We start from the raw sequence: 16,173 nt of genomic DNA on the forward strand, positions 1-16,173 counted from the left end.
TTTTTACGTCATTTTTTTATATTTTACTTGCTGTATGAACCGTAAGCGAGCCGCCAAGCCTATAGCTCCGAGAGCCAAGCCGGAAATTAAGCCGATCCAGTACCCAAAGGCTCCCATATCCGTATACTTTGCAAAGATATAGCCAATGGGAAGCCCGAGAATCCAGTAGGAGACAAGTGACATCGCAAATGTGACATTTACATCTTTATATCCACGCAAAATACCCTGAATAGGTGCCTGCAGGGCATCCGATATCTGAAAGAAGATGGCATATATCAAGAAATGTGATGTCAGCATCATTACCTCATGGTCTTTGGTGTATAAAGCGGCCACAGGTTCGCGGAAGAGGAATAGGATGGTCGACAAAACGAGCGACATCGTCAATGCCATCGAAATGCCAATCCAGCTATACTCTTTGGCGTCTTTATAACGGGCTGCTCCTATTTCAAATCCAATGACGATCGTCAATGCCATGGAAATACTTAGCGGGATCATATAAAGCAGTGACGCAAAATTCATGGCAATCTGATGCGATGCAATAGTCACGGTATCATACTTACTCATTAAAAGGGTGACGGCCGAGAAAATGCTGGTTTCAAAAAAGATTGCCAGTCCGATGGGTACCCCGATCAATAATAAGGCCTTCCATTCTTTCCAGGAAACCCGGAAAAATTCACTGAAAACATCATATGTAGAAAATGGGTTGATTTTTATTACAACAATGATGGCCACAAGGGCAATTAACCAATACGTAATGGAAGTGGCGTAACCGGAACCCACCCCGCCAAGTTCAGGGAATCCAAACTTCCCGTATATTAACAGGTAATTAAAAAGGACATTTACCGGGAGTGCACATAGGGTGATGATCATGGAAATCCTAGTCTGTCCTAGAGCATCAATGAAAGCTCTCAACGCATTATAAACGAATAAAGGAAGGATACCGAGTGAAAGGGCGATCAAGTAATCATGGGCCACCATGTGAACACCATCTTCAAGGTCCATGGCACTCAATACGGGGTTCAAAGAAAACGCCCCAATGACTAAAATGATCAAGGCTAAAGTTACTGCTAAATAAATGGCCTGCATCACGGAATAGGAAACGGATTTAGACTTCCTTGAACCTACCAGCTGTGAAACCACTGGCGTCAAGGCAATCAATATCCCGCTCAGCCCCGTGTACACTGGTGTCCATAGCGAACTGCCGATGGAGACGCCAGCAACGTCCTGGGTGCTGTATTGTCCCGACATCATCACATCAAAAAAAGTCATGGCATACATGCTGATTTGGGTGATCAGGATAGGTATCAATATATAAAATAACAAGCGGATCTTTTGTGATTTAGTATAAGTCTGGTTCATCAAAGTACCTCAATATCAATATTTGGAATTTTCAACACAATGAAAGAATTATATCACATAACCATGTGATGTTTTAAGAGTTTTTATTAGAGGCTAAAAAAGACTTGCCGTATGGGCAAGTCCTTTTGTCAGTCGCGCATGGATTCAAAATCATTCATGGCTTCAAAATTTGAGTCTTTTTGAAGAATGAATGCCTGTGAAGGAATGGCAATTTGTACATCTTCCTGGTCCAATATCTCCATTATTTTAAAGTTCACATCTTCTTTTATTGATAAATATCCCCCAAAGTCCGTCGCTTTCGTGAAGAAATAAAGGTAAAGGTTGAAACCGGAATGACTGAACTCATCAAATTTAACCAAAATCGTTTCAGGATGCACTTCAGGATGATCAATGAGCATTTTTTCAATTTTCCTAATGACATTTTCCAATTTTTCTTTCGGTGTCGTGACATTCACGCCCAAATGAAAGGCAATCTGTCTTTTGCCCATCTTGGACCAGTTGATGATCGGTTCATTCGAAAGGGTCGCATTTGGGACTGTAACTAAAGCTTGGGCAAAAGTCCGAACTTTGGTGCTTCGGAATGTGATGTCTTCGATGGTTCCCTCCACACTTGGAGTTTTGACCCAATCTCCTATGGTAAAAGGTTTTTCGGTAACGATGACGATACCCCCAAAGAAATTGCTGACGGTATCTTTAGCGGCAAGAGCGAAAGCCAAACCACCCAAACCAAGCCCCGCAACAAATCCATCGACATTAAATCCCCATTCTTCCGCAATGATGGAGGCACCAAAAGCAATGATGATTAATTTTATGATTTTCGTAAAGAACGGCATGACGATTTGATCGACTTCAAGTCCGAATTTACTTACCAATTTCGGAAATAATATAGTAAAGCTCGAACTGATATTAAAAATCGTCCAAAAGAATAAGAAAACAAAAAACGATCTATATATTTTCGATCTGAATTCAATCGAAGGTGAGTCGATCGGAAAATAGTGCATGGATATAATGACACCAATCAAAACGATAAGCAATCTTACCGGTTGTTCAATAGCGAGCATTAAGTTGGCGGCAAATTCTACTTTACGTTTTTCTGCAATTCGTAGAAAGAACTTGAATATATATGTAGTAAATACTTTTCGAAGCAAAAGGAAAATTAGAAAAATGCCAATGGAAATTCCTAATTCGGTCCAGGCTTCGATTCCATCAAATTGATCGAGTGATTCAGAAACTTCTTGCAATGTATTACTCCTCCAATGTATCTTGTAGTATTGTAGAATACTAAGATTATAATATATTCATGCTGAAAAAGGAAAAATAATCGATGATTACATTCATCATTGGGATTTAGCGATTCACTGAATACTTTTTCAAGTTATTAATGGCAAGGATATATGGTAATATGGATGCAAAGTGATTTTTTAAGTTTGGAAGGTGGAAATATTGACTAAGAAAATAGTATTTACCGGAGGCGGTTCTGCCGGTCATGTATCTGTTAATGCAGCAATCATCCCGGAATTTTTAAAGCATGATTGGGATGTTACTTATATTGGATCAAAAAAAGGCATTGAAAAAAATATCATCGAAACGGAATTTCCCGAGGTCCGTTATGAAACGATTTCCGTTGGAAAATTCCGGCGTTATCTATCTGTTGAAAATATGAAAGATCCTTTCCGGGTCATAAAAGGGATTTTTGATGCACGAAAAATATTAAAAAAGACCAAGCCGGATTTCATTTTTTCTAAAGGTGGATTCGTTTCGGTTCCAGTCGTTTTGGCAGGCAGGATGCTAAGAATACCGATCGCGATACATGAATCGGATTATACGCCTGGTCTGGCTAATAAGATTGCCATGCCGCTTGCATCTAAAATCTTCACTACTTTTCAGGAAACGGAAAAGGATCTTCCTAAAGAGAAGGCCATGTATCTTGGCGCTGTATTGCGCGATGGGATTTTTACTGGAAACGCTTCTGCTGGAAAGACATTTTGTGGATTCACGAATAACAAACCGGTATTGCTCGTTATGGGAGGAAGCCTTGGGGCCGTTAAAATCAATAATCTGATTACAGATAACCTTGATGCCTTATTAAAGGATTATCAGATTATTCACATTTGCGGGAAGGGAAATGTGAAAACGGAATTGAAACAAAGGGGATATGCTCCTTTTGAGTTCGTACATGAAGAATTGTTCGATCTTTTGGCGGCTGCTGATGTCGTTGTGTCAAGGGCAGGTTCAAATTCAATTTTTGAATTCCTTGCTTTGCAAAAGCCGATGTTGCTTATCCCTCTAAGTGCCAATGCATCCCGTGGAGATCAAATCCTGAATGCGTCAAGCTTTGAAAAACAGGGTTTTTGTAAAGTCATCGAAGAAGAAGAGCTAAATGACCGGATTTTTAATGCTACATTAGCGGATTTAGTGAAACAATCAGATGAATATCAGGAGAAAATGCGTCAAAAGCGCCCATTCAAAACGGCAGCTGAAATGTATGAATTACTACTTAAAGTAATGGGTGCAAAAAAATAAGTATCATTCCCCTCTATGAAGCATATCTTTTTCGAACAGAGGAGGGGGTAGAATGGCTTATGAATATTCCAAAGGGTGGTTCATTCAGCAGCTGAAAGCAGCAGGGATTAGCTATCATCCAATTGAGAAAAAAAAGCTGGAACTGTATAAAACCTATATTTTAAGGCGTCTATACGACGATCTGCAAAAAAAATAAATCATAAAGAAGAACCGCAACGTCGTTGACGCTGCGGTTCTTTTTATAGGAAATTACTTATAAAAGGAAAGAAACAGGAAATAAGGATACCTGCGATAGCCATTGCCGCACCTGCGACAGCCCCGGTAAACTCACTTTCCTGGGCAGCTTGAGCCGTTCCGAGACCATGGGCGATCGTACCATAAGCGATACCGCGTGCGAAGGGCATCGTAATGTTTAGTTTATCCATCATTTTTGGAGCGATCATCGTACCCAATACCCCAGTCAAAATGACGAAGGCTGCTGATATATTGGAATTTCCGCCATAAAGTTCGGTGATTTCAACAGCGATGGGCACTGTAATGGATTTAACCGCCAATCCTTGGAGTATGATTTGCGGAAGTGAAAATGCTTTAGCGATGGCAAAGGCAATGAACAATGTGACCAGAAGACCAAAAACCATGCCGCTAATTGCCGGCATTGCATATTTAACGATTATTTTTCTATTTTTATAAAGAGGTACGGCCAAAGCAACGGTAGCTGGTCCCAGGAAGTAGGTGATGATGTCCTTTCCTGGTGAATAATCTTCGAAGTCCAAACCGCTGATCAGCAGTACGAGAATAATTGTAATCGTACTGAAAAATACGGGTGTCGTAAAAGGTGATGGATGTTTAGCATATATTTTCCTTCCAATGAAATAGGCAAGGATGGTTATCAAGATGCTATAAGTTGTGATGAGCTCTGTCATGCTGCTTAACCTCTTCTCTATGGGATAGCTTCTGGACGGTCCAAGCCGAAACGATAAATCCAAAAACCAGGCTGACTCCCAATGTCAGTGCCAATGGCAAACCGAATTCAATGAAAAGCCATCCCATGGTCATTAAACTGATTGAAATGGGAATGAAGAAAAAGGCTAAGTGCTTTACCAAAAATCCTGAAGTAAGTTCAATCCATTCTACTTTTATTACCTTCGTCTGTAATAAACCGAATAATAGAATCATGCCGATGACGTTGCCTGGTATGGGTAAATGAAGTAAATTGGCTAAATAATAGCCGAGCTTGCAAATGATGAGCAGGAAGATGAGCTGCACGATAAAAGCAAATGTTTTTTTCATGATTAAGTCCTTTCAATGACGCTTTGAATATATTGTTGAATTGGTCAATTGTATTCATTATAAAAAAATATCCCTAAAAAGAATAGGGATTTGCAGCAATCGATCTTAAACATCCTGTGAAAATGGAAAAAAGAGCTTTCCAAGTTTGGAAGCTCCGGCCATTATATGAAAAGAAAAACAAAGCCATACTGAAATGTTCTTCGCTCTATGCTTCAAGTAACTGTTGTTCGTCATCATCATGCTGTCTAAGGATATGAAACGTGTATAAATCTTTAGGGATTTCATACAAATCGTAGATATCTCCTTCATGATTGATTTGATCATAAAGGGATTTTCTTGTTTCGTTGGCATTGACGGCATAGGGAAGCTTTTCTGCGGCTTTTATAGAGCGGATATTTTTTTTGCGGATACGCATGAATACCGTTTCCAAACCGAGCTCGAAAAAAAGCTCTTTAAAGAAAGCGTCTTTTGCAATGGCATTATACCCTTTTCCATGATAAGGCTTGCCGAGCCATGTGCCTAAGAAACCTGCACCATTTTCAATATCGTATAAAGAAATACAACCGATGGGATTTTCCCATTCATCCAAGATTGTTCGTGATATGAGTTGCCCAGCATCTTCGGCTTCGATCGTTTGCTTAGTAATGAAAACATATTCTTCATATGAATCTACCTTTTGGCGCACGAAAGGGAAGACATCTGGATGCGTCATTTGTTCATAAAGAGAAAAACAATCTGTGAAATCTCTCTTTTTTAACATTTCCGTCCCTCCGTTTGAGGGCAGTTCTTATGCGTAGTCGCTGCCCACCCTCGAAATTTTTTAAGTCGTTCATCAAAAAATTTCGGGGTGGGAATCGAACCCACTAGAACCGGAAACCGGTGGCGCACCATTTGCCTTCCCTATTTTTATTGTCAGAAAATATGCAAATCAAAAGAACCTTACGAAGGTATAATACTAAAAAAAAAACAGTTTGGGAATAGGTTTTTTGCCTTTTTTTTTCGTCAAATTTCAACTTTTTCAACAAGGGTGAATTTGAAAGGCAAACGTATGCATTTTTCCATGAAAAACTGGTTTTTTCGCCTGCTTTTTTCGTTAAAATTCACCTGTGAATTGCATGAATAAAATGATCGCGCCTAGGGCCCATACATAAATGGAGAATATTTTCAGTGATCGCTTTTTTAAGAAATCGATCATCCATACTACGGCTATATAACCAAAGATTGCTGCTGCCAGGGTTCCGACGAAAAGTGCAGTGAGTGGCAGCCGTTCAATTTCTCCTGTAAAAATCGGTTTCATCTGAAATACAATGCCCCCGGTAATGGCAGGAATTGATAGCAAAAAGGAAAAATAGGCTGCAGTGGCCCTATCCAGCCGGCAGAATAGGCCAGCGGCTATCGTCAGGCCGGAACGCGAAAGGGCAGGCATGATGGCAGCAGCTTGGAAGGTACCGATGATCAAGGCATCTTTAATCGAAATTTCATTAAGGGATTTACCGCCTTTTCTTACTCCGTCCGCTACCCATAAAATCAGTCCGGTCGCTAAAAATTCCCAGCCTATGGTCACGCCTGTTTTTGAAAGGCCATCGAACCAATCCCCGAGTAAAATGCCGGCAAACACTGCAGGGATTGTCCCGGCAATGAGAAGCAGGGTCATTTTAGAGAAAGGTTTTTTCAAAATGGCAATAATGTCATTCTTATAGACGACCAATAACGCTAGCAAGGTACCGATATGGAGCATGGTATCCAGAAAAATGCCGGCCTCGTCAAGATGGAAGATATGCCGTCCTAAATATAAATGCCCAGTGCTTGAAATAGGTAAAAACTCAGTCAAGCCTTGAATGATCCCAAGGATGAAGGCTTGAAATTCGTTCAGCAAAAAAACATCACTCCATTCTAGAAGGTATGGGACATCCATTATTTAAACTGTATGCACAAGACGGATGAACATATTCTGATTTTTTGTCATATGTATTGCCATTTGGGTTTTATAAAGAAAAGGCAGTCCTAATTTACTTTTTTCGAATATAATGAGAGGAAAAATGAAACTATTTTGCATTTGATTCGTAATTATTCATATGAGAAAGGAGGAGAAGACACTATGCCTACTAAAGATGAAAGAGTGTTTGCTGCCCTTATTTATGTGATCAGCTTTTTTACAGCATTTATCGGTCCTTTAGTGATTTGGTTATTGAAGAAGGACTCGTCACAATTTGTGGATTATCACGGAAGGGAATACCTGAATTTTTTCATTTCCTACACCGTATATTCAATAGTTGCAGGGATACTCACTGTAGTATTGGTTGGATTCTTGCTATTGCCGGTTATAGGGATAGCTTTAGTCGTATTCACCATCATCGCTGCCATTAGGGCTTATGAAGGAACGGATTATAGGTTCCCGTTGATTTTCAGGATTTTATAGTAATGATGTAAAAAGGATTCCGTTCAATTCGGAGTCCTTTTTTATATGAACCAAGTTGGGAATTGACCTACATTAAAAAAGGAATAGATCACATTAAAGCGAATAAAGTATTATGATAATTACTTCAATGCACTTTTAGGAAGTGGATGCCGGGCGGTTTGTGGTACTGCAAAAAATCAATGTTCGTTGCGGCAATCTTTCTTGTAAGGAGTGAGGAGCAGAGCAGGATATGAATATACGTGAATATTATCAGAAAACAAGCAATTCAAATTTCCATGCATCTTGGATATCACTTCTTTTGGCCATTGTATTTTTCATTTGTCATATTTTCAAAATGATTCCGGGCAATATATTATTGATAACGTCTCCTTTTATTTTCATTAGCATTGCCCAATTTGTCAGTCATCGTATATATGAAAATAGATTGAAGGAATTGCCTGATGAACACATCGGGACAAATCCCGGGTTATTTAAAAATGAACATGTTTTGTTGACCTTTATGCCAGCGCCGACATTGCGCCTGCTTCTTTTTGCACCGGATGGGTCTCTAATGGGCGAGGTACGGGATTTGAATATGAAGTGGTTCATGTGGATGATACCCAATTTCTTGTCGATGCTCCTGGCCAAGCGTTATGAACTGGTGGACCATGAGGGGCGATTGTTGGCTAAGTACCATATTAAAAGGGGACTTTTCAATAAATTGACGATCATGGATGATCAGGGTGGCATTATTGGATCGTATCAAGAAAATCGGTCATTCTTAAAGATTAATGGAATGATATATAAGGAAGATGGTACGGAATGGATGCCCATTGAAACGCCGGGAAGTGTGAATTCATTCGAGATTTCCACAAAAGAAGGGGAAAAAATCGTTTCATACCAAGAGGGCTGGATGCCTTTGGAGTGGGGGAAACGATTCAAGACAAATACACCCATACTTTCATTTTCATCAAAAGTTGATAAAATTCCTAAAATCATCGTCTTGGGCTTCTGTGCAGCCACTTTAAATCATCGTTCAAATTGACTAAGGTTACTCTTTAGCAAATCTTTTAAATATTTGATATAATCTTAGTGGAATACATAGATTAAATACTTAAATAAAAGGTGGTAAATATGAGTTTACTTAATGAGATTCTTGATTTTAATGAACAGTTTGTAGAAAAAGGCGAATATGTCAAGTATAGAACGGATAAGTTCCCTGAGAAACGTATGGTCATCATAAGCTGTATGGACACACGACTCGTTGAACTATTGCCAAAATCCTTGAATGTCAAAAATGGCGATGTCAAAATCCTGAAGACTGCCGGGGCAATCGTCTCCCATCCTTTCGGAAGTGTCATGCGGAGTATCCTTGTTGCCGTTTATGAGCTAAAGGCAGATGAAGTATTGGTCATTCCTCACCATGATTGCGGGATGGCTTCAGTGGATGCTGATTCTGTAGTAGGGAAGATGCTCGAACGTGATATTCCACAGAGCACCATCGATACCCTTGGAGCTTCAGGAATAGATATTCGCAGTTGGCTTCGCGGATTTGATGATGTTTATGAAAGTTGTAAGAAAAGTGTGGAAGTGATTAAAGGACACCCTTTGATCCCTAAAAATATTCCTGTTCATGGTCTTATCATTTCACCTGATACAGGGAAGCTGGAATTGGTAGTCGATGGGTATGCGGAAGGACAAAAATAATATATTCAACAAGGCTGTCGGGATTATTTCCGACAGTTTTTTTCAAATTTTGATCTTTACTATTTATTTTTATCCTTTTTTTTGTTAAAATCGCCAAGTGTAGTTTGTCACTAATACAAACGGGTGGGCGAGGGACAAATTTAATAAGGATACATCATGAAGAAATTAAACTTGGAAACGTTTTTTCATTTTTCCGACTATGGAACGAATGGAAAACGTGAAATCCTTGCTGGAGTGGTCGGCTATTTTACAATAGTCTATATTCTCATCGTGAATTCCCTGATTTTATCGGAAGCGGGCATTCCGATTAATGGTGCAGTGATTGCGACGATTCTTTTATCTGCTTTAAGCTGTGTCATGATAGGACTTTGGGCGAATGTCCCAATCCTCCTCGTTCCAGGAATGGGCGTAAATGCACTATTTGCTTATACAATGGTTCAAGGGATGGGTCTATCTTGGCAATCGGCATTGGGTGCTGTATTTATCTCAGGGGTCATTTTTGTAGTCATCGCTTTTACAAAATACTCTAAGTTAATCAGTGATTCGATTCCAAGGTCGATTAAAGAAGCCATATCTGTCGGTCTTGGCTTATTCTTGATGCTAATCGGTCTCGAAAAGGGCGGGATAATCACGAGAGGTTCATCATCTATCGTCGCACTGGGAGATTTAAGCGATCCAGCGGTGTGTGCAACGGTGTTGACCTTTTTTCTGGCAATCACTCTGTTCATCAAAAATGTCCCCGGTAATTTCATGATTACCATCCTGGCAGGCAGCCTCATTGCTTATTGGTTCGGGACGGTTCAACTTTCAAAAATCCATTTTTCAGGCATTGACACAGCTTCCTACGGCGATCTCTTCTTTTCATTATCGTTCTTGGAAGCGAACCGGATTGAATTCTGGATAAGTGTATTTGCAATGACGATGGTTCTTGTTTTTGAAAATATTGGTCTTGTACACGGGCATGTAGATAGCATAAACCGCCAGGATGCCTATAAAAAGTCGCTGCAGGCGACAAGTGTGTCCGTTCTGTTTTCAGGTATATTCGGTTCGAGTCCTACCGTTGCTACAGTTGAAACGGCAGCTGGAATCGCATCAGGAGGCAGAACTGGTTTTACTTCCGTGGTGACGGGCGTGCTATTCATTCTATCACTTCTATTTATACCGGTGATTAAAGTAATCCCTGATAGCGCCATTGCCCCCATCTTAATCATCATTGGCATTTTGATGCTCGGAAATATAAAAGAGCTGGATTTCAGCGATTTAACCGAGAGCATACCTGCAATCATGATCATCACGATCATTCCTTTCACTTACAGTATTGCCGATGGAATGGCATTCGGTTTCATCCTGTACCCGTTCTTGAAGCTGGTAACCGGAAAAGCGAAAGAAGTGTCAGCCCCGATGTATGTGAGTGCCGGAATGTTTATCGTCTATTTCATCATTGGTATGATCGGTTAATAATTCAATAGAGCGGTTGGAAGGAGTTAATTCTCATTCCAACCGCTCTTCTTATTGGTTTTTTCTTCGGAAAAAATAGATATATTGTGATTTACGCGATGACACATCCATCTTGAAAATGCTATGATATAGAATATTAAAAAAATGATAAATGACAAGCAGCATATTAGAGGATGTGACAGGATGATTATTGAAGGTTTAAAAAGCCATGGTTCAGGAAATGATTTCTTAATCATTGATGAATTGACTACGACCCTGACGTTTACTGAAGAAGAGCGGAAAAATTTCGCGAAGGCCCTATGCAATAGGGAAAAGCTTGGGGCGGATGGTATTTTGTTCGTAATGAAAAGTGAACATGCTGATTGCCGGATGCGTGTTTTTAATGCGGATGGATCGGAAGCCTCGATGTGCGGCAATGGACTTCGCTGTGTTGCACGTTACGCGAACGACGTTCTAGGACTCGATAAAATGATTGTGGAAACCATGAAGGCAAATCTACTCGTGGAAAAAACGGAAGATGTTTATGAGGGAATTCCGACTTTCAAGGTGGAAATTTCACCGGTGAGTTTTAATGTGAAGGATCTACCTCTTGTATTGGCTAAAGAACAGTTGCAAAACGAATTATTGCCGGAACTTCATGATACCCTATTATTTTCGGCATTGGCGGTTCCTAATCCACATTTGATCACGCTGGTTGATAGTGAGGTTTTGCAAAGTGGTTTGCAGGATGAACTTTCAACAAAGGTCAATCAACCGAATGAGCTTTTCCCTGATGGTGTCAATGTCAGCTTCGTGAAAGAGCTGGAACCAGGGAGCATTTATGTGCGGACATTCGAACGGGGGGTAGGCTTCACGAATGCGTGTGGAACGGCGATGTCAGCTTCAAGCCTAGTAACATGCTCTGTTGGATTAAACGCGTTGGAAAGTGAAATATCTGTCTACAATAACGGCGGAAAAGTTAAATGCGTGGTCCACCATGATGATGAAAGCCAAAAGTATTCAATTGATTTAATCGGGAACGCAACCTATGAATTCAAGGTATCGATTGAAATGGACTTAGATCAGCCTGAAAAATTTGAAGTGCTTGAAAAAGAGGATTTTGAATTGGAAACAAGCTTATATGCCAAGCTTCAGGATGAAGTTCAAAGTTATTTGAAAACAAAATTATAAAAAAAATTCAGACTGCAGCAAACTCGAAGAAGAGAGTTTGCCTGCAGTTTTCTCATTTAAAAACCTCTTAGTAATGTAATCAAAAGACCATTCCAGTTGATCCGGACCGGAAGTCAGGGGACTCCTGCTTAGAAAAGTGCGTCCCAGAAAGAGTGCCTGGTGAGGGGGATCAACGGTTCATTTTAAACTCGCTAAGACCAATCAGCTGTTGGTCTTTTTTTGTTTTAGGAACGACAATACTTCCAAAAAGGCTGGTCCATTATCGATGAGTCTGTAATCCATAAATGCACACCCTTCCTTTTTTATTCTGCTTGGTATGGTTTCAATCGTAAAGTCCTTTAACTGGAGACTTTCATCCACTTCCTTCCAAAACAAAGGTGTAGCCACGCCAGCGAAAGAATTTCCCCGCGGGGAATAAGGAAGGATGATGGTTTTTCCTTCACTATGCTGCACAAAGTCCAAGTAAAGTCGATTATGCCGATTTATTTTCATCCTTTCCGTTGTAAAATCATTTGGGTTGGAACTTGATAAGTAGTCACCGAGAAAGTCAGTGAAAATGCGTGTCTCCTGATAAGTAAATGTGTCTACAGGCAGTGGGATGTGTATTTGCAGTCCTTTGTTACCTGAAGTTTTTACAAAAGCTTTTATCCTTAATGAATCCATCACCTTCTTTATTTCCTGTGCGGCCTTTATCGCTAAGGAGAAATATTCGATGGAAGGAGGATCCAAGTCCAGGACGATTTCGTCGGGGCGTGTTTTACCCGCTTTCTGAAATGGCGCATGGAATTCCAATGCAAGTTGATTGCCGAACCAAAGAAGCGTTTCAATATCGTTACATAGCATATACTCGATATCTTCATCAATGAACGTTTTAATAAAGGACGGCGCATAATCAGGTTTGTTTTTCTGGAAAAATCTTTCTTTATCCAAAGTGCCATGAGGATAGCGGATCGTCGTAAGCAGTTTATTCTTCAAGAAGGGTAAGAAGAAAGCTGAAACCTCCCGTAAATAATGGAGGTATTCAACCTTTATCACCTTTTTATTTCCTGTTATCCAAAGCGGTTTATCCCTGGAAGTTATTTGCACAGTATCTGGAAATGTATATTGACCTAGCACGAATTTCTCCCAGGTACATTCTTCGGGAGCCGTTTGTAAAAGCCATTGTGAAAATTGAGGCTCACGCAATTCATTCTCCTCATACACGTGCAAGAATTGGACTTCGATGCAAATGGATGGATGGATATAAAAAAATTGTGTGTCCTCGTCTGATGCATTTTGCTTGATCAGTTCATGCAATATCCTTTTATCTTGAGGACTCAGTCCATTTTTAACACTTCCGATTTTGGTTACGGCACCTTCTTTGAAAACTGCGAGGGAAACGTAACCATTTTCTTTATGCAATGCTGTAATGAAACAAGAAACGGTCTTCCAATTTTTCACCTTGATCCATGAGGCAGTACGTTTCCCTTCTTGCCAAGTCCCACGAATTTCCTTGGCGACAACCCCTTCGCCATCTAATAGGGTGACCTTATTCAAGGCATTATCCAATATGTCAAAACTCTCTATTAATTGTATCAAAGCCTTATCGTTGGGATCAGGGGGCATAGGAAAGCCAAGATTTGCCCCCATATTCAACATCAATTCCCTTCTTTCTTCCATGGGTTTAGCTGCTACGTTTTTTCCGCTGATGCTAAGCAGGTCAAACGCTATGAACCGGCATGGGGAAAAACGGGCATTTTCTGAAATTAAGGATTGTTTCCCAAGGCGTCCTCGCCACTGTATTTGAAAAAAGTCGGCTTTTGCCTGATTGGTAAGCCAGACCAATTCGCCATCTAACCGAAGCGGGAGATAGTCTTTCAGGTGCAGATTTTTGATGTAAGCAATGATTTCCGGGAATTGTGGTGATAATTCCTTTTCGTTCCGACTCGAAATGCTAATGGTATCGGAGTCTATCGTTAAAATAGCCCTAAAGCCGTCATATTTGACTTCATAACGCCAATCCTTGGAATTGTGGGCTTCAGGGTAATAGGTAGGCAGCATCGGTTTCATTTTTTGTATTTACCTCCGCAAATAATTGGTTAAGATTATTTTGCCAAAAAAACGAAGTGTTAGAGTTGGCAATTATTTTTTCGGTTTTTTTTGAACAAAGGGGAATAATAAAATCGTTCTTCTCTTTAAAAATAAGTTATGAGGTGACGAATATGCATACGATGTGGAAGGGGAGCATATCATTCGGTTTGGTGAACATTCCGATCAAACTTCATGCTGCTACGGAGGATAAGGATATTTCTTTGAGGACGTTGCATAAGGAATGTCATTCACCGATTAAATACGAAAAGGTTTGTCCGGTATGCCAGAAAGAAGTGGGGAAGGATGATATAGTCCGCGCTTTTGAGTATACAAAGGGAAAGTTTGTTGTATTGGAAGACAATGAACTAGAACAACTGAAAAAACAAAACGAAGAAAAAGCCGTGGAAATCGTGGATTTCGTTAAAATTGAAGAAATAGATCCCATTTATTTTAACCGGAGTTATTACATGTCTCCTAATGACGGAGGGATAAAAGCTTATTCTCTTTTGAGACAGGCCCTCAAGGAATCGAATAAGGTAGGGTTAGCGAAAATCATCATCCGCTCTAAAGAACAAATGGCGGTAATCCGAGTCGTTGATAATACCTTGGTGATGGAAACGATTCATTATCCGGATGAAGTTCGCCCCACAGCGGATGTTCCGAATATTCCTGCCAACGATACCATTGAAAAAAAAGAAATCGATACTGCCGTTTTATTGATAGATCAATTAACGACTACTTTCGATCCGGCAAAATACACCGATGACTATCGAACCGCGTTGCTTGAATTGATTGAATCAAAGAAAGCAGGACAGACGACGATTACAGCCAAAACAAAAGAACCAGTTTCCAACAATGTAACCGATTTAATGGAGGCTTTACAGGCATCCATTGACCGTACGAAACATGATGAAACGGAAATGAAAAAGACGACCCGAAAGAAAGTGGCACCGAAAAAAAAGAAACAAGCTTAAACAGGAAGCTGAGCGGAAGACACATGATGTCGCTCGGCTTCCTGCTTGTTTTAGCAAGGTAATTTGCTTTCTGAATGGTAAGGAAAGTGAATTAATAGGGGGGAGATTTACATAGGTAAGGAAAGTGCAAATATGTAAGTGGATCACGATGTAAGAAACAAAATGGGATTAATAGAAAATGGTGGATGGAAATGAAGGCAAAAAAATTCGCTCCCTAAAGAGCGACAATGAGGAATTCAATCGTGAAAATCAACATATAGGCGAACGGTTGTAGTTTTCGACTATATATTGTGTTCATATTCTACCATATTTAATTCTGAAATAGCAACAAAATTACTGAAACTAACCTATGAATTTTTCTGGAAATCAATGATATTTCCCCCATTTAACGGCTCATGAGGCTTTTGCATTTTCATATTCTTATAAATAACTACAGAATAAATGGATTTTTAGTATAATTTATACATACAGAATGATAAAAAATATATTTGAATGGAAGATGCAAAATGGAAAATGGAAAAATCAAAGCACTTCATGCCGGGAAGCCGAAGCATGAAATTTTTTCGAATATCGAAATCTTTTCAGCAATGGATAAACAAGCACAGGATAATGTGACAGTGACTAAATCAGGTATAATTGGTGATGGGGTTGGTAATGTAAAGTTTCACGGAGGTCCTGATCGCGTTTTGTGCTTTTACCCCTTTGAGCATTATTCATTATGGAATGAAAAATTCTCTAAAAAACTAGAAATCCCTGCATTCGGTGAAAACTTAACTGTAGCGGGGATGAGAGAAGAAACAACATATATTGGCGATATTTATCAAATAGGCGAAGTGATTGTTCAAATTAACCAGGGGAGGATACTTTGTTCGACCATTTCCCATTTCAATCAAGAACCTAAGTTTTTGGAACTTGTGCTGAAAACGAGTTTAACTGGTTATTTTGCACGAGTACTTCAAGAAGGAACGATAAATAAACAAAACGAGATTGTGCTGATAGATCGTTTGCAGGAAAAAATTTCAGTTCATTATGCAGCAGAGGTAATCCTTCATAAACGAGATGGGCTGGAAGGCGCAAAGGCTTTACTTACACTAGACTCGTTAGCGGAAGACTGGAAACAAAGGATCCTGAAGAGGGTTCAAGCTGCAAAAGGTTGAATGATTTTTGCAAAAGTGAAAAAAATGTCGATCAGGTATTGAAATTGACAGATTATTAATGTAAATT

Annotated in this window: 16 protein-coding genes; 9 read left to right on the forward strand and 7 right to left on the reverse strand. The window is 39.8% G+C overall.

Features of this window, described 5'->3' with window-relative positions:
- Positions 1–3: 3 nt before the first annotated feature.
- Together ACQKFG_RS07900 and ACQKFG_RS07905 are read right to left on the reverse strand one after the other, a co-directional pair.
- Positions 4–1,359 (reverse strand): MATE family efflux transporter, encoded by a 1,356-nt coding sequence (locus tag ACQKFG_RS07900; RefSeq protein WP_427557624.1) that lies wholly within the window; start codon positions 1,357–1,359, stop codon positions 4–6.
- Between the two features lie 128 nt (positions 1,360–1,487).
- Positions 1,488–2,600: a mechanosensitive ion channel family protein gene (locus ACQKFG_RS07905; protein ID WP_228467435.1), complete on the reverse strand. Its 1,113-nt coding sequence runs from the start codon at positions 2,598–2,600 to the stop codon at positions 1,488–1,490.
- 193 nt (positions 2,601–2,793) lie between these two features.
- Here ACQKFG_RS07905 and ACQKFG_RS07910 point away from each other — a divergent pair, with 193 nt between their 5' ends.
- Both ACQKFG_RS07910 and ACQKFG_RS07915 read left to right on the forward strand, forming a co-directional pair.
- The gene (locus ACQKFG_RS07910; protein WP_342614020.1) at positions 2,794–3,882 is read left to right on the forward strand and encodes an undecaprenyldiphospho-muramoylpentapeptide beta-N-acetylglucosaminyltransferase; all 1,089 of its coding nucleotides are present in this window, start codon (positions 2,794–2,796) and stop codon (positions 3,880–3,882) included.
- Positions 3,883–3,934: 52 nt separating this feature from the next.
- Entirely contained in the window at positions 3,935–4,078 is a 144-nt protein-coding gene (locus ACQKFG_RS07915) for a DUF2639 domain-containing protein (RefSeq protein ID WP_192205140.1), read from the forward strand.
- A 43-nt stretch (positions 4,079–4,121) separates the two neighbouring features.
- Here the strand turns inward: ACQKFG_RS07915 and ACQKFG_RS07920 are convergent, their stop codons facing one another.
- The 4 genes from ACQKFG_RS07920 to ACQKFG_RS07935 form a co-directional block, all read right to left on the reverse strand.
- The gene (locus ACQKFG_RS07920; RefSeq protein WP_192205139.1) at positions 4,122–4,805 is read right to left on the reverse strand and encodes an LrgB family protein; all 684 of its coding nucleotides are present in this window, start codon (positions 4,803–4,805) and stop codon (positions 4,122–4,124) included.
- Positions 4,780–5,172, reverse strand: a complete 393-nt coding sequence (locus ACQKFG_RS07925) for a CidA/LrgA family protein (RefSeq protein ID WP_192205138.1) — start codon at positions 5,170–5,172, stop codon at positions 4,780–4,782. The genes ACQKFG_RS07920 and ACQKFG_RS07925 overlap by 26 nt, the downstream gene beginning before the upstream one ends.
- A gap of 205 nt (positions 5,173–5,377) precedes the next feature.
- Positions 5,378–5,932: a GNAT family N-acetyltransferase gene (locus ACQKFG_RS07930; RefSeq protein WP_192205137.1), complete on the reverse strand. Its 555-nt coding sequence runs from the start codon at positions 5,930–5,932 to the stop codon at positions 5,378–5,380.
- A gap of 333 nt (positions 5,933–6,265) precedes the next feature.
- Positions 6,266–7,045 carry an undecaprenyl-diphosphate phosphatase gene (locus ACQKFG_RS07935; RefSeq protein WP_427558229.1) on the reverse strand — a complete coding sequence of 260 codons (780 nt, stop codon included), beginning with the start codon at positions 7,043–7,045 and terminating at the stop codon, positions 6,266–6,268.
- A gap of 225 nt (positions 7,046–7,270) precedes the next feature.
- On the opposite strand from ACQKFG_RS07935, the gene ACQKFG_RS07940 reads away from it, so the two are divergent.
- The 5 genes from ACQKFG_RS07940 (at position 7,271) to dapF (ending at position 11,905) form a co-directional block, all read left to right on the forward strand.
- Entirely contained in the window at positions 7,271–7,591 is a 321-nt protein-coding gene (locus ACQKFG_RS07940; RefSeq protein ID WP_427557631.1) for a DUF4870 domain-containing protein, read from the forward strand.
- Between the two features lie 229 nt (positions 7,592–7,820).
- The gene (locus tag ACQKFG_RS07945; RefSeq protein WP_192205135.1) at positions 7,821–8,615 is read left to right on the forward strand and encodes a hypothetical protein; all 795 of its coding nucleotides are present in this window, start codon (positions 7,821–7,823) and stop codon (positions 8,613–8,615) included.
- Between the two features lie 89 nt (positions 8,616–8,704).
- Positions 8,705–9,277: a beta-class carbonic anhydrase gene (locus ACQKFG_RS07950; protein WP_192205134.1), complete on the forward strand. Its 573-nt coding sequence runs from the start codon at positions 8,705–8,707 to the stop codon at positions 9,275–9,277.
- A gap of 156 nt (positions 9,278–9,433) precedes the next feature.
- Positions 9,434–10,735, forward strand: coding sequence for an NCS2 family permease (locus ACQKFG_RS07955; protein ID WP_427557636.1), 1,302 nt, complete (start codon positions 9,434–9,436; stop codon positions 10,733–10,735).
- A 183-nt stretch (positions 10,736–10,918) separates the two neighbouring features.
- Entirely contained in the window at positions 10,919–11,905 is a 987-nt protein-coding gene (dapF, locus tag ACQKFG_RS07960) for a diaminopimelate epimerase (RefSeq protein WP_427557639.1), read from the forward strand.
- Between the two features lie 201 nt (positions 11,906–12,106).
- Here the strand turns inward: dapF and ligD are convergent, their stop codons facing one another.
- Positions 12,107–13,954 carry a DNA ligase D gene (ligD, locus tag ACQKFG_RS07965; protein WP_427557642.1) on the reverse strand — a complete coding sequence of 616 codons (1,848 nt, stop codon included), beginning with the start codon at positions 13,952–13,954 and terminating at the stop codon, positions 12,107–12,109.
- Between the two features lie 152 nt (positions 13,955–14,106).
- On the opposite strand from ligD, the gene ACQKFG_RS07970 reads away from it, so the two are divergent.
- Together ACQKFG_RS07970 and ACQKFG_RS07975 are read left to right on the forward strand one after the other, a co-directional pair.
- On the forward strand, positions 14,107–14,949 hold the full coding sequence (locus ACQKFG_RS07970; RefSeq protein ID WP_192205130.1) for a Ku protein: 843 nt from the start codon (positions 14,107–14,109) through the stop codon (positions 14,947–14,949).
- Between the two features lie 506 nt (positions 14,950–15,455).
- Positions 15,456–16,106, forward strand: a complete 651-nt coding sequence (locus ACQKFG_RS07975; RefSeq protein ID WP_427557645.1) for an MOSC domain-containing protein — start codon at positions 15,456–15,458, stop codon at positions 16,104–16,106.
- Positions 16,107–16,173: the final 67 nt, after the last annotated feature.

The sequence above is a fragment of the Peribacillus sp. NPDC076916 genome (assembly GCF_050269675.1).
In the GTDB taxonomy this organism is placed as follows: domain Bacteria; phylum Bacillota; class Bacilli; order Bacillales; family DSM-1321; genus Peribacillus; species Peribacillus aracenensis.